This is a genomic window from Streptomyces sp. NPDC050732 (genome assembly GCF_040654255.1).
Classification (GTDB): domain Bacteria; phylum Actinomycetota; class Actinomycetes; order Streptomycetales; family Streptomycetaceae; genus Streptomyces.
In genome coordinates, this window is sequence record NZ_JBFAHP010000007.1 from 31381 (window position 1) to 49508 (window position 18128).

General features: G+C 73.4%; 13 protein-coding genes. 6 read left to right on the forward strand and 7 right to left on the reverse strand.

Translation table 11 applies throughout. From position 1 onward, the window contains the following. Nucleotides 1–11: 11 nt before the first annotated feature. Nucleotides 12–599 carry a TetR family transcriptional regulator gene (locus AB0H82_RS08205; protein ID WP_362990122.1) on the reverse strand — a complete coding sequence of 196 codons (588 nt, stop codon included), beginning with the start codon at nt 597–599 and terminating at the stop codon, nt 12–14. Nucleotides 600–795: 196 nt separating this feature from the next. On the opposite strand from AB0H82_RS08205, the gene AB0H82_RS08210 reads away from it, so the two are divergent. Continuing rightward, the gene (locus tag AB0H82_RS08210) at nt 796–1707 is read left to right on the forward strand and encodes a TIGR03620 family F420-dependent LLM class oxidoreductase (RefSeq protein ID WP_362990124.1); all 912 of its coding nucleotides are present in this window, start codon (nt 796–798) and stop codon (nt 1705–1707) included. Nucleotides 1708–1753: 46 nt separating this feature from the next. Here the strand turns inward: AB0H82_RS08210 and AB0H82_RS08215 are convergent, their stop codons facing one another. Next, nucleotides 1754–1936, reverse strand: a complete 183-nt coding sequence (locus AB0H82_RS08215) for a DUF6104 family protein (RefSeq protein ID WP_003961784.1) — start codon at nt 1934–1936, stop codon at nt 1754–1756. A gap of 202 nt (nt 1937–2138) precedes the next feature. Here AB0H82_RS08215 and AB0H82_RS08220 point away from each other — a divergent pair, with 202 nt between their 5' ends. The 4 genes from AB0H82_RS08220 to AB0H82_RS08235 all read left to right on the forward strand — a co-directional run bounded on the left by AB0H82_RS08220 (nt 2139) and on the right by AB0H82_RS08235 (nt 9611). Beyond that, nucleotides 2139–2576 carry a CU044_2847 family protein gene (locus AB0H82_RS08220; RefSeq protein ID WP_362990126.1) on the forward strand — a complete coding sequence of 146 codons (438 nt, stop codon included), beginning with the start codon at nt 2139–2141 and terminating at the stop codon, nt 2574–2576. Further along, a complete protein-coding gene (locus AB0H82_RS08225) occupies nt 2569–4599 on the forward strand; it encodes a trypsin-like peptidase domain-containing protein (protein ID WP_362990128.1) in 2031 nt (676 codons plus the stop codon). The genes AB0H82_RS08220 and AB0H82_RS08225 overlap by 8 nt, the downstream gene beginning before the upstream one ends. 82 nt (nt 4600–4681) lie before the next feature. Beyond that, entirely contained in the window at nt 4682–5683 is a 1002-nt protein-coding gene (locus AB0H82_RS08230; protein WP_362990130.1) for a MoxR family ATPase, read from the forward strand. Between the two features lie 4 nt (nt 5684–5687). Then, the gene (locus AB0H82_RS08235; RefSeq protein ID WP_362990132.1) at nt 5688–9611 is read left to right on the forward strand and encodes an SAV_2336 N-terminal domain-related protein; all 3924 of its coding nucleotides are present in this window, start codon (nt 5688–5690) and stop codon (nt 9609–9611) included. Nucleotides 9612–9705: 94 nt separating this feature from the next. Here the strand turns inward: AB0H82_RS08235 and AB0H82_RS08240 are convergent, their stop codons facing one another. The 4 genes from AB0H82_RS08240 to AB0H82_RS08255 all read right to left on the reverse strand — a co-directional run bounded on the left by AB0H82_RS08240 (nt 9706) and on the right by AB0H82_RS08255 (nt 16412). Further along, on the reverse strand, nt 9706–13548 hold the full coding sequence (locus AB0H82_RS08240) for a multifunctional oxoglutarate decarboxylase/oxoglutarate dehydrogenase thiamine pyrophosphate-binding subunit/dihydrolipoyllysine-residue succinyltransferase subunit (RefSeq protein WP_362990134.1): 3843 nt from the start codon (nt 13546–13548) through the stop codon (nt 9706–9708). A gap of 275 nt (nt 13549–13823) precedes the next feature. Continuing rightward, the gene (locus tag AB0H82_RS08245; protein WP_362990136.1) at nt 13824–14903 is read right to left on the reverse strand and encodes a HAMP domain-containing sensor histidine kinase; all 1080 of its coding nucleotides are present in this window, start codon (nt 14901–14903) and stop codon (nt 13824–13826) included. Nucleotides 14904–14916: 13 nt separating this feature from the next. Then, the gene (locus AB0H82_RS08250) at nt 14917–15657 is read right to left on the reverse strand and encodes a response regulator transcription factor (RefSeq protein ID WP_362990138.1); all 741 of its coding nucleotides are present in this window, start codon (nt 15655–15657) and stop codon (nt 14917–14919) included. 65 nt (nt 15658–15722) lie between these two features. Beyond that, nucleotides 15723–16412, reverse strand: coding sequence for a spermidine synthase (locus AB0H82_RS08255; protein WP_362990140.1), 690 nt, complete (start codon nt 16410–16412; stop codon nt 15723–15725). Nucleotides 16413–16597: 185 nt separating this feature from the next. On the opposite strand from AB0H82_RS08255, the gene AB0H82_RS08260 reads away from it, so the two are divergent. After that, complete coding sequence (locus AB0H82_RS08260) at nt 16598–17425, forward strand: rhomboid-like protein (RefSeq protein WP_362990142.1); 828 nt, start codon at nt 16598–16600, stop codon at nt 17423–17425. Here the strand turns inward: AB0H82_RS08260 and AB0H82_RS08265 are convergent. Next, the gene (locus AB0H82_RS08265; RefSeq protein WP_362990144.1) at nt 17340–17966 is read right to left on the reverse strand and encodes a GNAT family N-acetyltransferase; all 627 of its coding nucleotides are present in this window, start codon (nt 17964–17966) and stop codon (nt 17340–17342) included. The genes AB0H82_RS08260 and AB0H82_RS08265 overlap by 86 nt on opposite strands. Nucleotides 17967–18128 lie beyond the last annotated feature (162 nt).

Consider the following 18128-nt stretch of genomic DNA (forward strand, 5'->3'; position numbering starts at 1 on the left):
AGTCGATGGGCTCAAGGGCGGCGGACCGCGTCCAGGGTCAGGGCGAGGAGGCGGGCCGGCTGGGACGGGTCCGCGGTGGCGTGTGCCGTTGACAGCGCGATGCCCACCACCAGCTGGAGCAGGTCGGGGGCTGTGAGGTCGGGGCGGGCCGTGCCGGAGTGCTGGGCCCGGGCGAGGAGCCGGTGTGCCGCGTCCTGGATCCGCTGGTGGCAGTCGAAGCCCAGGGCGTCCGGCCGCTCCGCCTCCTCGATCAACAGGGCGCTCCCCAGGCCCTGATGCACGCGCGCGTGGGCCAGGAAGGCGCGCAGCCACTCGGCCAGCGCCTCGTCGGCAGAGTCGGCCGTGAGCAGCGCATCCGCGCGTTCGCACAGGGTGTCGATGCGGTCCTTGAGCACCGCGGTCAGGAGCGCGGAGCGGGTGGGGAAGTGGCGGTAGAGCGTGCCGGCGCCGACCCCCGCGCGGCGGGCGATCTCGTTGAGGGATGCCTCGGGGCCGGCCTCGGCGAACGCGTCACGTGCCGCGGTGACGATCCGCTCGCGGTTGCGCCGTGCGTCCGCGCGCGGCTGCCGGTCTGCGGAGGCTCCCCGAGAGTTCGTCATCGGGTCATCCTCGCTTGCCGCGGCGCCGGGGGCTAGTCAAACGGAGAGGTTCTCCGTATCGTGGCCCAGGTCAAACGGAGACGTTCTCCGGATAGGGGACCGGTGATAGGTGATGGGTGACGGGGAAGGGCAGGGGTGGCGCGTGGGTGGCAGCGGTAATGGCAGTGGCAGTGGCAGTGGCGGTGGCGGTGGCTTCATGGCGCGGGACGGGCTCGGGCGGGTGGGGGTGTGGACCTTCGCCTTCGAAGGGCACCCCGCGACGCGGGTGCGGGAGGCCGCCGCGGAGATCGAGGAGCTGGGCTACGGGGCCCTCTGGTTCGGGGAGGCCTTCGGGCGGGACACCGTGGGGCAGGCGTGGCTGCTGCTGTCCGCGACCCGGCGCATCGTCGTCGCCTCGGGCATCGCCAACATCGCCTTCCGGGACCCGCTTGCCATGGCGGCGGCGGAGCGCACGCTCGGCGAGGCCTTTCCGGGGCGCTATCTGCTCGGCCTCGGCGGTCACCGGGTGGACGACGCCGTCGTCGAGGTGGACGGCTATCGCGTTCCCGCGCGCGGGAAGGCGCTTTCGACGATGCGCCGCTATCTGGACTCCATGGACGCCGCCCCGGCGCACGGGCCCGCCCCCGACCCCGCCCCGCGCCGAGTCCTGGCCGCGCTCGGCCCGAAGATGCTGGCGCTGGCCGCCGAGCGCACCTGGGGCGCCCACCCGTACTTCGTTCCCGTCGAGCACACCGCACTGGCCCGCGAGGCCATGGGGCCGAACGCGTTCCTCGGCGTCGAGCAGGCCGTGGTCCTCGACACCGACGTCGACCGGGCGTACGAGGTGGCCGAGCGGCACGTGGCGGGCTACGTCGGGAGCGCCCCCCACCAGGCGGCGAACATGCGCCGCATGGGATTCGGCGACGAAGACATTGCGGGCGGACGCCCGAGCCGCCGCCTCGTCGACGCGATCGTCGCCTACGGAGACGTCGACGTGCTCCACGCGCGCGTGCGGGCCCATCTCGACGCGGGCGCCGACCACGTCTGCGTACAGGTGCTTACAGCCGATCCCGCCGCCCTGCCGCTGCCGCAGTGGCGGGAGCTGGCCCCCGCGCTGCTCGGCGGGTGACCGCCCTGGTGACTACTCGTCTCGGGCAGCCGCCTGGCCCGGGTGACTACTCGTCCTCGTCCTCGTCGTCCAGACGCGCCAGCCATGTCGCCAGGCGCTCCACCGGGACCTCGAAGTCGGGGTTGAGGTCCACGAAGGTGCGGAGCTGTTCGGCGAGCCACTCGAAAGTGACCTCTTCCTCGCCGCGCCGCTTCTCCAGCTCCTCGATGCCACGGTCGGTGAAGTACAACTGATGCTCCTGTTGCGGACGGCCTCTACACGAAGACGCAAAAACGGCTGTTTCAGCTTCATGGTAGGCCGTACGGGGGCCGCTCCCACCTGGCCGGTTTCGTGCGCCGTTCGAGGGGCGCCTGCAACCATGCGGGCCACTGCCCTCGTCGCAGACCGAGTAGGCGAGGGCGAAGGGTGAGCTGCGCGGAGAGCGGGGGACAGTGGCGGGACACGTCCAGCGGATCGAACTGCCCGGCGGGAAGGTCGTGCACGCGCGGATCGGCGCGTCCGGCCGCCACGGCGAGGACGACGAGGACGTCGGCGTGCTCGACACCGCCGTCGCCCGGGTCGAGGAGCTGGGCGAGCTGATCCGCGGCGTCGGCGGCTCCGTGCTCGACGCCGCGGCGGCCGCCGGGCCCGACGAGGCCAGCGTCACCTTCGGCGTGGAGCTCAGCGCCAAGCCCGGCAAGGTGATCGCCGTACTCGCCGAGGGTGAGGCCAAGGCGTCCGTGCAGGTCACGCTGACGTGGCGGCTCGACCGTGGCGCGAGCACCCCGCAGAACGCCGCCGCCACTCCTTCGACCGCCGCGACCCCACCGACCGCCGCGCCCCCGCCGACCACCGGCACCCCACCGACCCCCGCCACCCCGCATGCCTGAGCCCGCCCCCCGGCTCGACGCCCTCGCGCAGGCCGCCACCGTCCACCTCATGGCGGCGGACGGCGACGGCGCGCACGGCACGGAGTCGGCCATGTGGGGGAGTGGATTTTTCGTCGCGCCCGGGTGGGTGCTGACCTGCGCCCACGTGCTGCGGCCGTATCTCGCCAGGGACCGCGGGCGGACGTTCGCCGTGCGCGGCACCGACCTCAACGACGGCATTCCCGTCACGGCCCGCCTGGCGCACTGGCTCATCGGCGACCACGAGCGGGCCGTGCTGCCGCCCGAGGAGGACCTCGCCCTGGTCCGGCTCCTCGACGACGCCGTGGAGCACGAGTGTGTATGGCTCGCCGACCGTGCCGTACGGCCCTTCGGCGACGTCGTCGCGTACGGCTACCGGCCCGACGAGAACGAGAGCAGCGCGGGCGCCAAGCCCTGGAGCGCCGACGCCGAGATCAACGTCCGGGACGACGGCGCCGGGCTGCGCTTCAAGCCCGACATCGCCTTCCCCAAGGGGGTTTCCGGCGGCCCGCTGCTCGACCCGCGCACCGGCGCCGTCGTCGGCGTCATCAAGTCGCGCCGCAGGGAGCGCGACGGCGGCATGGCCGTCGCGACGCTCGCGCTGCGCCAGTTCGGCGACGCCTACCGCGAGGTGACGGCCGCCCACGACCGCTGGCACGGCACCGCCCCGCGCGTCATCACCGGCGACAACTGGATCGACGAACAGCAGCGGCTGCCCGGCATGGAGCGCCGCCCGGGGCCCGACCAGTGGACCCCCAGGGACCGCCGCGCCGCGCTCGGCCTCCTCGCAGGCCTGCCCGGCCCGGGGGCCGCGCCGTCCGTCGCCAAGATCGTGCGCAAGGTGCGGGGGCGCAGGCCGCCCGGCGCCGTGCCCGCGCTGCTCACCTGGCGCGACGGCCACGGACTGCTCTACGACAGCGCCCTGCCCGAGGACGCGCTGACGTTCCTGCACTACCTGCGGCTCGTCGCCGCGTACGTCCGCAGCCGCGGCGGCGACGCGGAACGCCTTGAGGACTGGGTCGCCGAGCGGCTCCGCGAGGACGACCGCGTCCACCTGCACGCCCTGGTCACCGACGCCCGGCTGCCCGACGGGCTGCTCCCCGACCCCGGCGGCCCGGACCGCGCCGCCGTGCCCTACCCGGGCCCCGGCGAAGGCCCCACCGTCACCGTCCTGCTCGACCCCGTGATCAGCGTGACGCCCGCCCGCTTCCACTGGCAGATCTGGGTCAACCACGGGGAGCACCAGGGGGAGGGGGAGTACGAGGGCGCGTACGGCGACACGGAACTGGCCGCCGAGGACTACTCCGGAGAGGGCTTCCTGCCCGGGGAGCTCGTCCAGGCGCTGCGCACGCCCCTCGGCAGGACGCTGCACCGGCTGGACGGCGAGGGACCGCCCGTTCCGCTCGAATTCGCCCTGCCCGCCGAGCACTTCGACACGCAGGTGCACCGCTGGCAGTTCGACGACATCGCGAAGCTGTACGCCACCGAGCGGCTCGGCACGCAGCGCCGCGTCGTCCTGCGCGACCTGGCACGCCGCGCCGATCCGGACAACCCCGACTGGCACGACCGCTGGCGGTCGGTCGCCGCCGCGCGCGCACTGGCGCCCGCGCGCGTACCCGAACGCGACAGCAGGCCGCAGGCCCGGCACTTCCAGAAGCTGCCGCACACCGTGATCCCCGTGATGTGCAGGCCCGCCGGGCGCGGCGTCGGACGCGACGCCATGAGGCTCGCCCTCGGCAGCGGGCACGGCGTCGTGCTCTGGCACATCGAGGGGCACGCCACCCGGGGCTGCCAGGACGCCTGCGAGGACCTGCACGCGGGCGTGGAGCAGCTGCTCGGACGGCTCGGCTCGGTCGCCGAGCTCCCCGACCGGATCCGGCACATCCGGCAGGACATCAGCAGGAGCAGGGACGACCGGCACTGGGCGGAACCCCTCGCCCTGCTGTACGACGACCCGCGGCGGCCGCTGCCGCCCGAGGACACGATGCCGGCGGACTCGCCGTGAGGGCGGCACGCGCGGGCACGCGCGCGGTGGCGAGGGCGCGATCGTGGGTACGTTTCCACCGACCGTCGACGAGGAGCACGCAGTGAGCGGATGGTTCATCTATGAAGGGGTCGGTGGTCCGGATCCGGACAGGATCCGACGGCTGCCGGCGCCGCCGCCCTGGCGCGCCTTCGACGCCGAACCGGTGCCGTACGACGTCCCGGACATCGACTCCGCGACGCGCCGGCGCCTCGGCGACAGCAACGTCCCCATGTCCGTGCAGGGCGCCGAGGCCCTCGAACTCATCAACGCCGCCCTCTACCTGCGGCGCCCCCTCCTCGTCACCGGCGAGCCGGGCTCCGGCAAGAGCACCCTCGCGCACTCCCTCGCGTACGAACTGGGACTCGGCCGCGTCCTGCAGTGGGCCATCGTCAGCCGCAGCGAACTGAAGGACGGCCTCTACACATACGACGCGATCGGCCGCCTCCAGGACAACCAGCTCGGCCGTGACCACGCCGAGGACATCGGCCGCTATCTGCGGCTCGGCCCGCTCGGCACCGCGCTCATCGCGTCCGACCGGCCGCGCGTCCTGCTCATCGACGAGCTCGACAAGAGCGACATCGACCTGCCCAACGACCTCCTGAACGTCCTGGAAGAGGGCGAGTTCGGCATCCCCGAGCTGGAGCGGATCGCCGACCGGCCGGGACAGGAGACCGTGCAGGTCCTCACCGACGACGGCCGCCGCGTGCCCGTCACCCGCGGCCGGGTCCGCTGCCGCGCCTTCCCCGTCGTCGTCCTCACCAGCAACCGCGAGCGCGAGTTCCCCGGACCGCTGCTGCGCCGCTGCGTGCCGCTCGACCTCGAACCGCCCCGCGACCAGCGGCTCGCCGCGATGGTCCTCGCGCACTTCGGGACGGGGGCGTACGACACGAACATCGACCTCGTCGACCAGTTCACGGACGCCGAGGCCGACGGCGCGCTGCGCCCCACCGACCAGCTCCTGAACGCCATCTTCCTCGCCCAGCACGCCGCCCGGCAGCAGCCGGAGCGGCGCGAGGAGATCGCCGGGCTGCTCATGCGGCCCCTGGACCGCGGGCCGCGGTGACGCCATGACCCAAGCCCCGCACCGCACCGACGCCGCGAGCGACGCGCTCACGGCGCTCGTCGCGCGGCTGCGGGACGCCGAACTTGCCCCCACCGTGCGGGAGCTGGCCGACTCGCTGTGGCTCGCGGCGCAGGTCGCCGCGTGCGGCGAGGGGGACGAGGGCGACGGGGCGCGCCGCCCCGAGGCGGACCGGGCACGGCCCGCGCGGTCCGACGGCGCGCCCGGTGAGGCCGACCCGCACTGGACGCCCGCCCCACCCGCCCCCACACCCCACCCGCCGCCCCGCCCCGCGCCCCGCTCCCGCCTCGTCGTGCCCGTCGAGGACGGCGGCGGCCCCGAACGGCCCGGCGGCGTCCCCGTGCAGGTGCCCGCCGCCGCGGTGCTGCCCGACCCGCTCGCCCTGCAGCGCGCGCTGCGGCCCCTGCAGCGGTACCGGCCGCCCGTCCGGCCCGTGCCGCGCGACCTCGACGAACAGGCCACGGCGGAGCGGGCCGCCGACACCGGGCTCGTGGTGCCCGTGCTGCGGCACGCGCGGCGGCGCGAGGCGCGGCTGCTGCTCGTGATGGACCTGTCGACCTCGACGGTCGTGTGGGAGCAGGCCCTCGGCGAGTTACGCCACGTGTGCGAGCGGTCGGGCGCCTTCCGCGAGGTGCAGGTGCAGTTCCTGCACGAGGGCGCCGACGGCCGGCCCGGGTACGCGGCGACGGCCCGCCCCGGCGCCGCGCTCCAGGACCCCGGGCGCCTCAGCGACCCCACGGGAAGCCGGCTGACCCTCGTCCTCAGCGACTGCGCGGGACCGATGTGGCGCGGCGGCCTGATGCAGCGGCTCCTGTACCGGTGGGGTTCGCTCGCGCCGGTCGCCGTGGTGCAGCCGCTGCCGCAGCGGATGTGGCGGCGTACGCACCTGCCCGCGCGGCGGGGGCACCTGCACCGCTGGGAGGGGCCCGCCGGACACCTGGAGTTCGAGCCCGCGGGCGGCGGGGGCGCGCGAGGGCGGCCGCGGCGGGGCATCCCCGTACCGGTGCTCGCCCTGCGCCGGTCCTCCGTGGAGGGCTGGGCCAAGCTCGTGTCGGGCGCGACCGGGCAGTCACTGGAGGCTGCGGCCGGCCTGGCCGAGGCCGGGCACGGGCCGTCCGCCGCGCCCGTGCGGGCCCGGCAGGAGGTCGGCGGCAGGGAACGGGTGCGGGCGTTCCGGCGCACCGCGTCGCCCGCGGCCTGGCAGCTCGCCGTGTACCTGTCGGCGGTGCCGACGATCCTGCCGGTGATGCAGCTCGTGCAGCGCGCGATGCTGGCGGGCAGCGGGCCGGAGGTCCTCGCCGAGGTACTGCTCGGCGGGCTCCTGAAACGCAGCGAGCGGGACGACGACCCCGAGGTGCTCGCCTACCAGTTCCTCGACGGTGTCGAGGAGGAGCTCATCGGGCACCTCGCGCCGGACGACGCGCGGCTGCTGCAGAAGCACTGTTCGGACTACCTGGAGCGGCGGTTCGGCCGCAGCGTCCACAACTTCCCCGCCACGGCGGTCGCGCTGCTCGGCGACGCGGGGGAGCCCGCGCAGCCGCCGGGCACCGGCGGCGAGGCCGACCACCCCGGCCTGCGGGCGTTCGCCGAAGTCTCCGGGGAGGTGCTGCGGCGGTTCCTCCCGAGGACCCGGACGGAGATCGGCCGGGACCCCGGCGGGGGCGACGCGACGGCGCTGCGGGTGGCGGCCCGCGCGGCCCGCGAACGGTACGCGCAGGGGCGCCAGGCCCGTGAACTGGACCGCGCGGTCGACCTGCTGGAGGCGGCGGTCGGGGCCGCGCCGGCCGGTGCGGGGCGCGACGCCGTCCTGGCCGAGCTGGGCGAGACGCTGTTCCTGCGGTGGACGGCGCGGCGCAGCGTGGCTGACCTGCGCGAGGCGCTGCGGGCCGCGGCCACGATCGCGGACCGGCCCCCGCAGACCCGGCTCCTCCTCGGTGCGGTGCTCATGGAGATCGCCGAGGAGGTGGAGCGCGCGGGCACGGTTGCGGCCGCGCTGCCCGACGAGGTGCGGGTGCGGGCGGCCCGCCTCGCCGACGGCCCGCCACGCGGCCCCCGTGGGACGCGCGGGGCGCTCTGGGCCGAATACCTCCTCCTGAACGACGCGACAGCCGAACTCCTCCCGATCCCCGCCCACATCGGCGACGACCCGTCCCACCCGGGCTGGCCCGCCCAACGCGCCCTGGCGGAGACACTGGGCCGCTTGGCGGTGGTGGCGGCGCGGTTGGTGGAGGGGGGCGTGCGGGTCGGTGGCGCGAGTTCGGACGCCGACCCGGGTCGGGGTGCGGCCCCGGACTCCGGCGGTACTCCTGGTGAACAGGGCTACGGGTCCGGGGCAGGCGGCGCTCCCGGCCCCGCCTTCGGCGGACGTGGTGAGGGTGTGGGTCAGGGCGCCGGGTCGGGACCCGGTGACGCCCCGAACCCGGGCGCTCCTTCGGGTGGACGGGGCTCCGGGGCGGGCCCCGGTGGTGTCCCCGGCTCCGGCTCGGCCGCCGGGGTCGGGCAGGGGCCATGGGGCGGGGCGGCCGGGGTGTTCGGGGGACGGGTCGTGGAGGGCGGCCCCGGGCGTGGGGGGCTTGCCGACACCTTTGGAGGTGCGTCGGGTGCGGTCCCGCGGATCGACTTCAGCGGCGGGGTCTTTCTCGGACCGGTGGCGGGGGAAAGAGCAGGGAGCGCGGGGGCGGACGGTGCCGTACAGCGGCCCGCCCCCCGTGCGGGGCACCTCGACCTCGGTGACGTCGCCTTTCACGGCAGCACCCTGGGGCGGCCCCGCCACGGCGTGGACGGTCCCCGGCCGCAGGACGTGTACGTCGACTTCATGCGCCGCGCCGTCGACACCACCGGTGTGCTGACCCTCGGCCCCGACCCGGCCGACGGGTTCCTGCTGCGGGGGCGGCTGCGCAAGCGGCTGGCGCGGCACTGCACGGGGCGGGGCGAGATCGCGCGGGAGGGGGGTGACCGCGGGGCGCCGGACGGGACCGCCATCGCCGCCGACGCCTGTGACGACCTGCAAGAGGCCCTCGCGCGCGGCACGTTCGCCGCCGACGAGCGCAGCCTGGCCTGGCTGGACCTCGCCGAGGCGCTGCAGCTCGCCTGGTGCCACGACGCCGACGAGGGCGGCCAGCGGCTCATCCACACCGCCCTGGAAGAGGCGCTCGAAGCGGCCGACGGGGACCACGGGCTGACCCTCGCCTGCCACGTGCGCGGCGCCGACGTGTACTGGGCACGCCACCTGGCCACGGGCCTGCCCGTCCACCGCCAACTGGCCATCGAGGGCTGGACGAACGCCCTCCCCCTGACGGCGCGGGACGACCCGAGCCGGGTCGTGCTGATGTCCCGGCTCGGCACCGCCCTCGCTCAGCGCGGCGTCGCGACGGCCTCCGTGGCGGACACCGACGACGCCGTGCGCCGGCTGCGCGAGGCCGTCGACGCGACGCCGCCGCGCGACCCCGGCCGGGACGAGCGCCGGATGCAGCTGGCCAACGCGTACATCGCCCGCTTCCACGTCCAGCGGACCCTGGCCGACCTCCACGAGGCCGAATGGCTCCTCGGCGCGGTCGCGCGCAACGTCACGGACCCCGTGCTCGCCGCGTACTGCCTCCTGCGGCGCGGCGAGGTGGCCGCGCAGATCTTCGCCCGCACCGGACTGTCGGCGCAGCTCCACTGGGCGGCCGAGTACTACCGCGAGGCGGCTGAGACGGCCGTGGCCGCCGGTGAACCGTCGCTCGCCGCCGAGGCCCACCAGTCGTACGCCGAGGCCCTCGAAGAACTCGGTGACCCGGAGCGGGCGTTGACGGAGTACCGCGAGGCCCGGCGGCTGCTGCCCGAGTACGGCCCGCGCGCCACCTACGTCCGCGCCGACGAGATCCACGCCGCGATCACCCGCCTGGCGGCCCTGCTGCGCGAAGCGTGAGCGAAGGGTGAGCGAAGGGTGAGCGAACGCCGGTGGGCCGGCGCCGAGTCCAGAGAACTCGGGGCCGGGCCCACCCACGTACGACCGGCGAGGCTTACGCCTCGAAGACCTCGCTGAGCAGCTGGTCCTGTTCGGCCTGGTGACGCTTGGCCGAGCCGACCGCCGGGGACGAGCTGTGCGGCCGCGAGATGCGGCGCAGGCGCTCGCCGTGCGGGATGTCCGCGCCGACCGCCAGGTCCAGGTGGTCGATGAGGTTGAGGGCGATGAAGGGCCACGCGCCCTGGTTCGCCGGCTCCTCCTGCGCCCACAGGTACTTCTCGGCGTTCGGGTACTTGGCGATCTCCGCCTGGAGCTCCGCACCCGGCAGCGGGTACAGGCGCTCGATGCGGATGATCGCCGTGTCGTCGGCGCCGCGCTTCTGGCGCTCCGCCTCCAGGTCGTAGTACAGCTTGCCGGAGCAGAAGACGACCTTGCGGACCGCCGACGCCTCGACGTGGCTGTCGCCGATGACCGGACGGAAGCCGCCCGTCGTGAACTCCTCCGTCTTCGAGGCCGCCGCCTTGAGGCGCAGCATCGACTTCGGGGTGAAGACCACCAGCGGCTTGTGGTGCGGGTTGTGCACCTGCCACCGCAGGAGGTGGAAGTAGTTCGACGGGAGGGTCGGCATCGCGACCGTCATGTTGTTCTGCGCGCACAGCTGGAGGAAGCGCTCGATGCGGGCGGACGAGTGGTCCGGGCCCTGGCCCTCGTAGCCGTGCGGCAGGAGCAGCGTGACACCGGAGTGCTGGTTCCACTTCTGCTCGGCGGCCGAGATGTACTCGTCGACGACCGTCTGCGCGCCGTTGACGAAGTCACCGAACTGCGCTTCCCACATGACGAGGGACTCGGGGCGGGCCAGCGAGTAGCCGTACTCGAAGCCCATCACCGCGTACTCGGAGAGGAGCGAGTCGTAGACGTTGTAGCGCGCCTGGTCCTCGGAGAGGTACATCAGCGGCGTGTAGTCCTCGCCCGTCGCGCGGTCGATGAGGACCGCGTGGCGCTGGCCGAACGTGCCGCGGCGGGAGTCCTGGCCCGACAGGCGGACCGGGGTGCCCTCCAGGAGCAGCGAGCCGATGGCGAGGGTCTCGCCCATGCCCCAGTCGATCGTGCCCTCTTCGACCATCGTCGCGCGGCGCTGCAGCTGCGGCAGCAGACGCGGGTGGACGGTGACCCGGTCGGGGATGTTGACCTGGGACTCGGCGATCCGCTTGACGACCTCCCGGGAGATCGCGGTCTCGACGTGCACAGGGAACTCGGCCTGCGGGGCGGGCACGTCGGCCTGCGCGGGCTGCGAGACGGCCTCGCGGACCTCGGTGAAGACCTTCTCCAGCTGGCCCTGGAAGTCCTGCAGCGCCTGCTCGGCCTCTTCGAGGGTGATGTCGCCGCGACCGATGAGGGACTCGGTGTAGAGCTTGCGCACCGAGCGCTTCTTGTCGATCAGGTCGTACATCAGCGGCTGCGTGAACGCCGGGTTGTCCGACTCGTTGTGCCCGCGGCGGCGGTAGCAGATGAGGTCGATGACCACATCCTTGTTGAACGCCTGGCGGAACTCGAAGGCGAGGCGGGCGACGCGGACGACGGCCTCGGGGTCGTCGCCGTTCACGTGGAAGATCGGCGCCTCGATCATGCGGGCCACGTCGGTGGCGTACATGGAGGAGCGCGACGACTCCGGGGCGGCGGTGAAGCCGACCTGGTTGTTGATGACGATGTGGACCGTGCCGCCCGTGCGGTAGCCGCGCAGCTGCGACATGTTGAGCGTCTCGGCGACCACACCCTGGCCCGCGAAGGCCGCGTCACCGTGCAGGGCGACGGGCAGGACCGTGAAGTCCGTGCCGCCCTTGTTGATGATGTCCTGCTTGGCGCGGACGATGCCCTCGATGACCGGGTCGACCGTCTCCAGGTGGGACGGGTTGGCGGCCAGCGAGACCTTGATCTGCTCGCCGTCCAGGCCGGTGAAGGTGCCCTCGGCGCCCAGGTGGTACTTCACGTCGCCGGAGCCGTGCATGGACTTGGGGTCCATGTTGCCCTCGAACTCGCGGAAGATCTGGGCGTACGACTTGCCGACGATGTTGGCGAGGACGTTCAGGCGGCCGCGGTGGGCCATGCCGATGACGACCTCGTCCAGGCGCGACTCGGCGGCGCTGTCGAGCACGGCGTCGAGCAGCGGGATGACGGACTCGCCGCCCTCCAGGGAGAAGCGCTTCTGGCCGACGTACTTCGTCTGGAGGAACGTCTCGAAGGCCTCCGCGGAGTTCAGCCGACGCAGGATGCGCAGCTGCTCCTCGCGCTCGGGCTTGGTGGCGTGGGTCCGCTCGATGCGGTCCTGCAGCCACTTGCGCTGCTTCGGGTCCTGGATGTGCATGAACTCGACGCCGGTGGTGCGGCAGTACGAGTCGCGGAGCACGCCGAGGACGTCGCGCAGCTTCATCATCGACTTGCCGGCGAAGCCGCCGACCGCGAACTCCCGCTCCAGGTCCCACAGGGTGAGGCCGTGCTCGGTGATGTCCAGGTCGGGGTGCTTGCGCTGCTTGTACTCCAGCGGGTCCGTGTCGGCCATGACGTGGCCGCGGACGCGGTAGGAGTGGATCAGCTCGAAGACACGGGCGGCCTTCGTGACGTCGTCGTCGTGCGAGGCGTCGATGTCCTTGAGCCAGCGGACCGGCTCGTAGGGGATCCGGAGCGCCTTGAAGATCTCGTCGTAGAACTCGTTCTCACCGAGGAGGAGGTTCGCGACGATGCGCAGGAACTCACCCGAAGCGGCGCCCTGGATCACCCGGTGGTCGTAGGTCGACGTGAGCGTCATGACCTTCGAGATGCCGAGCTTGTTCAGGGTGTCCTGGGAGGTGCCCTGGAACTCCGCGGGGTAGTCCATGGAGCCGACGCCCATGATGACCGACTGGCCGGGCATCAGGCGCGGGACCGAGTGGACGGTGCCGAGGCCGCCGGGGTTGGTCAGGGAGACCGTCACACCGGTGAAGTCGTCCATGCCCAGCTTGCCGTCACGGGCGCGGCGGACGATGTCCTCGTAGGCCTGCCAGAACTCGAAGAAGTTCAGGGTCTCGGCCTTCTTGATGCCCGCGACGACCAGCTGGCGGTCGCCGTTGGGCTTCACCAGGTCGATGGCGAGGCCGAAGTTGATGTGCTCCGGCTTGACCAGGGTCGGCTTGCCGTCCTTCTCCTGGAAGGAGTAGTTCATCGACGGCATGGCCTTGATGGCCTGCACCATCGCGTACCCGATGAGGTGCGTGAAGGAGATCTTCCCGCCGCGGGCGCGCTTGAGGTGGTTGTTGATGACGATGCGGTTGTCGAAGAGCAGCTTCACCGGGACCGCGCGGACCGACGTCGCCGTCGGGACCTCGATCGAGGCGTTCATGTTCTTCGCGACCGCGGCGGCGGGGCCGCGCAGCGTCACGTACTCGGGGCCGGCCGGAGCCTCGGTCGCCGGCTCAGCCTTGGCGGCCGCGGGCTTCGCGGCGGCGGGCTTGGCGGCGGGGGCCGGAGCTGCGGCGGCCGGCTTCGCGGCGGGAGCGGCCTGCGGCGCGGCCGCGGGCTTGGCCGCCGGGGCGGCGGGCGCCGCGGGCGCGGCCTCGGCCGGAGCGGCCTGAGCCGGAGCCGGAGCGGCCTCGGCCGTCGGCGCGGCGGGAGTGGTGGCCGCGGCCCCCGCGGCCGCGTCACCCGCCGGCTTCGCCGGGGCGGCGGCTACGGAAGCGCCCGCCCCTGGCTTGTAGTCGGCGAAGAAGTCCCACCAGGCTCGGTCGACCGAATTCGGGTCCTGGAGGTACTGCTGATAGATCTCGTCGACGAGCCACTCATTGGGACCGAAGGCAGCAGCAGGGTCCTTGCCCTGCCCGTCTTGGTCGGTCGAGATGCTCGAGTTACTGGGGGACTGTGGCGACACGGCGGTAACCGCCCTCTTCCGCTTCACAAGGTGATGGACAGCGGAAATAAAGGCTACGCCTCTGAAGCCGCGAGGTGCAGACCGGGCCCGGCTTCCGTCGCGTAAGTCACACTGGAACAGTGGTTTCGGCGCTGTAAATGGCGGGAAACAAGCGAGGTTCCGCAACGCCAGATGGCCGCGCGGGTACGTCCGAGGGACGTCTACGCGCGGCGGCGGTCCCCGAGTGCCCAGGAACGGCACCCTCGAATCGCTTTCACTCGAACCCTACGTCAACTTCATGCCTCGGGCAGGCCCGGAAGAGTGACCTGGATGCGGCAGCCGCGAGGGGATTCGGCCACCCCGATGTGGCCGCCGTGCAGATCGACCGCCCAGCGCGCGATGGCCAGGCCGAGACCCGTCCCGCCGTCGTTCCCCGAGCCCTTCACGGGAGCGCCCGCGTGGCTGCCGCGGTTGAAGCGCTCGAAGACGCGGTGCCACTCCGACTCCGGGATGCCGGGGCCCTCGTCGAGCACCTCCAGGTCCAGGGACTCGGGGTAGGGGCCGCGCCGGGCCCGCACCGTCACGCGCCCGTGCGGCGGGCTGTGCTTGACCGCGTTGTCGATGAGGTTGGCCACGACCTGGTGGAGCCGCTCCGCGTCCGCGTGGGCCGTCAGCTCCGGCGGCGACACGTCGAGGTGCAGATGGACGTCCGTACGCGTGTGACTGCCGGAGCCCGACGCGATGCCCGCGCGCGCGGACGCCACCATGTTGGCCTCCTTCAGGACGCCCGACAGATACGGCCACACCTCGAAGCGGCGGGCCTTCAGCGGCACGACGCCGTTGTCCAGGCGGGAGAGGTCGAGCAGCGTCTCGACGAGCCGCCCCAGGCGCTCGGTCTGCTTCAGGGCCGTGCGCATCGTCTCGGGGTCGGCGGCGGAGACGCCGTCGACCACGTTCTCCAGGACCGCGCGCAGCGCCGCGATGGGGGTGCGCAGCTCGTGCGAGACGTTGGCGACGAGCTCCTTGCGCTGGGTGTCCTGGGCCTCCAGGTCGTCCGCCATGGCGTTGATGGTGGAGGCCACGTCGCCCAGCTCGTCGCGCCGGTCCGCGCCGCGCGCCCGGCGCGTGTAGTCGCCGTGCGAGACGGCGCGGGCCACCGCGTTCATCTCGTCCAGCGGGGCGGTGAGGCTGTGCGCCACGAACTGTGTGATGAGGAGCGTGGCGATCACCGAGAAGACGGTGATGAAGCGCAGCTCGGTCTTGGTCTTCATGGCCACGAGGAGCAGCCCCGTGGTGATGAACACCGAGACGACCACGAGGGCGCCGAGCTTGGTCTTGATGGAGAACGGCCGCAGCTCTCCGAAGGGCCCGCTCACGGCAGGACCGGCCTCACGGCGACGGGGTCTCTAGGGCGTAGCCCACGCCGTGCACCGTGCGGATCCGCTCGGCCCCGATCTTCCGGCGCAGTGCCTTGATGTGGCTGTCGACGGTGCGGGTGCCGGACGCGTCGGCCCAGTCCCACACCTCCGCGAGCAGCTGCTCGCGGGAGAGGACGGCGCGCGGGGTGTTGGCCAGGCAGACCAGCAGGTCGAACTCCGTGGGCGTCAGGTGTACGTCCTCGCTGCGCACCCGCACACGCCGCTGCGCGTGGTCGATCTCCAGTTCGCCCAGGCGCAGGATGCCGCTGCGGGGGGTGGTCGCGGCCAGCGCGGCCCGCTCGACCCGGCGCAGCAGGACGTGCACGCGGGCCGCGAGCTCGCGCATGGAGAACGGTTTGGTCATGTAGTCGTCGGCGCCGACCCCGAGCCCGACCAGCATGTCCGTCTCGTCGTCACGCGCGGTGAGCATGAGGACCGGGACGGGGCGCTGGGCCTGCACCCGGCGGCACACCTCCAGGCCGTCGAAGCCCGGCAGCATGATGTCGAGGATCAGCAGGTCGGGCTGCCAGGCCTGGGCGGTGTCGACCGCCGAAGGGCCGTCGCCGGCCGTTTGCACGACAAAACCCTCGGCACGGAGCCGGGCGGCGATGGCGTCGACGATCGTCGGGTCGTCCTCGACCACCAGCACCCGGCGCTGGGCGCCCGGCGTCGCCGCCGTGGCGCCGTTCTGGGAGGTGTGTGTCTGCTCCATCGCCCGCCCCTGACACTGATCGCTTGTGTTCGGTCAGCAGGGTACGGGTCGCGAAGGCACCTCGGCTACGCAGCCCTGACGCCGAGGTGGACCACGTCCGGGACGCCTCGGGCAACGGGGATCTCTTCGGTTCGTACCCTCTGGAATCCGGCATTCCGTAGAGCGTCGTCGAAAGCGGACGACGGCTGGGCGGACCACACGGCGAGCACTCCGCCGGGGTTCAGACGGGCTTTGCAGGCGGCCAGACCGGCAGGCGAGTAAAGGGAGTTGTTGCCCTCCGTCACCGTCCAGCCGGGGCCGTTGTCGATGTCGAGACAGAGCGCGTCGTACGTGTCCGCGGGTGTCTCCCCGGCTCCGGAGAGGTACGTGACGAGGTCTGTGTGAAGAATCTGCGCACGTGGGTCGGCGAGGGCGACTCCGGAGAGTTCGGCGAGGGGGCCCTCGCGGTGCCAGCCGATGATCGCGTCCTCGCGTTCGACGACGTCGATGCGGCCCCAGCGGGGGTCCGCCACGGCGTGCGCGAGGGAGAAGCCGACGCCGAGGCCGCCGATGAGGAGGGCGGGGGACGGGCGGTCGTCGAGGGCGTCGCGGGCCGCGTCGACGAGCAGGCGCTCGGAGCGGCCGTCGCTGGTGTCCATCAGGAAACAGCCGTTGGCGATGATCTGCAGCAGCTCACCGTGGCGCCGCAGGACGACCTCGCCGTGAGGGCCCTCGCGCCGGTCGAGCACGACGGGGGCGATGGTGTGGGTGTGCATGGCCCACAGAATATTTACGGGGGGTCCGGCCGCGGGCGGTTCTCCGGTCTTCCGGACGCGAACGGGTGCGACGCAGGAGCAGCCCGGCGGGTTGCCGTGTGAGACGCACCTCACGTGGCGCCCGTCATAGACAACGCTCGAAAAAAGGGCAAAGGGTGGGGTGGGACGGAAGGAGCGCCTCACCCGTGAACCAGAGCGTGCGGCCCGCGGGGGCCGCGTCCGACGCGGAGACGCCGGGCACCCTGAGCGGCATACCGCGGCAGTCGACGCGCCGGCCCCCGCCGGGGGAGGGCCACGAGCAGGCGGCGAAGGGCCGCGCCCCCGGTGCGTCCGCGCGGCGCCTCCGTCCCTGGCTGCTCCTGCCCACTCCCACCGGCACACCCTTCACCTTCGGGTACGCCCTCGTGCTCGCGGCCACCTCGCTGCTCGCGCGGTACGCCGACCCGGACCTGGTGGAAACGCTCCTCCACGGGTCGAGCACCGACGTGGCGCACCTCGCGCACAGCCCCGTCCTCGTCCTGGTCGCGAGCGCCCTGTGGATCGCGGGCGGCATCACGTCCCCGTACGCGATCGGCTTCCTGCTGGTGCTCACCGCGCTGGAGCGGCGCATCGGCGGGCTGCGCACCGCCGGTGTCTTCCTCCTCGGCCACGTCGTCGCCACGCTCGCGACGGAGGTCCCGGTCGGCTTCTCGGTCCTCGCGGGCCATCTGCCGGACAGCTCGCTGCACCGGCTCGACTACGGCATCAGCTTCGGGGTGGCCGCCAGCGTCGGCGCGCTCGCGGGGCTGCTCACGCCGTGGCTGCGCTGGCCCGTCCTCGTCGGCTTCGGCGGGATGCTGGTCGACGACCTGATCGCGTTCGCCGACCCGATGACGAACTGGGGGCACCTGCTCGCGCTGCTTGTCGGCGTCGCCACCTGGCCGTTGCTCAGGCGCCGTCCCGGCGCGGCGCGCGGCGCATCGCCCACAGGGTCGGGCCGCCGCCCGGCAGCCGCACCTCGCCGAGCACCGTGAAGCCGAAGTGCTCGTAGACGGGCAGGTTGTCCGCCTTGGATGACTCCAGGTAGACGGGCAGCCCGGCCTCGTCGGCCTGCGCGAGGCCCGAGCGCAGGAGGGCGGCTCCGTGTCCCTGCCCCTGGGCGGCGGGGTCGGCGCCGAGCACCGCCAGGTACCAGTGCGGCTCCTCGGGGCCGTGTCCGGCGGCGGCCGCCGTGGCCTCGCGGAACAGCGGGGCCCGGTCGCCGAGTATCTCCGCGAGCTCCTCGACGGTCTCCGCGTCGGGCACGGCCTTGTCCTGCGCGCCCGGCGGCACCCAGAAGGCGGCCGCCGCGGCGGTCCGTTCGCAGACGCCGTGGCGGCCGTACTGCCGGGTGAGGAGAGTGGCGAAGTAGCGTCCGAGGCCCGCCTCGCGGGTCGCCGCGTCCGGGAAGAACCAGCGCATCATCGGGTCGTCGTCGAAGGCGAGGGCCAGGGTGCGGCCGATCGCCGCGGCGTCGTCGAGGGACGCGGGCTGCGGGGTGGGGCGGGCCGCCTCGGGGGCGTTGGTCGTCGACATGCGGTCATTCTGCACTTGTTGATCTTCGCGGTCGGGGGCAGGGGGCGCCCCGGTCCCTGAGCGGAGCGCCCCCCCTCGCCCGGCGGTCAGGTGCCGCTCGGCTGTGGCTGAGCGCGCAGTTCCCCGCGCCCCTGGGCGGCGGCTTCGCGCCGTCGCCCGGCT

What these genes read in the sequence shown, in the direction of transcription:
- AB0H82_RS08205 (WP_362990122.1), bottom strand. Translation starts at nt 599, where the DNA reads ATGACGAACTCTCGGGGAGCCTCCGCAGACCGGCAGCCGCGCGCGGAC.
- AB0H82_RS08210 (WP_362990124.1), top strand. Translation starts at nt 796, where the DNA reads ATGGCGCGGGACGGGCTCGGGCGGGTGGGGGTGTGGACCTTCGCCTTC.
- AB0H82_RS08225 (WP_362990128.1), top strand. Translation starts at nt 2,569, where the DNA reads ATGCCTGAGCCCGCCCCCCGGCTCGACGCCCTCGCGCAGGCCGCCACC.
- AB0H82_RS08235 (WP_362990132.1), top strand. Translation starts at nt 5,688, where the DNA reads ATGACCCAAGCCCCGCACCGCACCGACGCCGCGAGCGACGCGCTCACG.
- AB0H82_RS08250 (WP_362990138.1), bottom strand. Translation starts at nt 15,657, where the DNA reads ATGGAGCAGACACACACCTCCCAGAACGGCGCCACGGCGGCGACGCCG.
- AB0H82_RS08255 (WP_362990140.1), bottom strand. Translation starts at nt 16,412, where the DNA reads ATGCACACCCACACCATCGCCCCCGTCGTGCTCGACCGGCGCGAGGGC.
- AB0H82_RS08265 (WP_362990144.1), bottom strand. Translation starts at nt 17,966, where the DNA reads ATGTCGACGACCAACGCCCCCGAGGCGGCCCGCCCCACCCCGCAGCCC.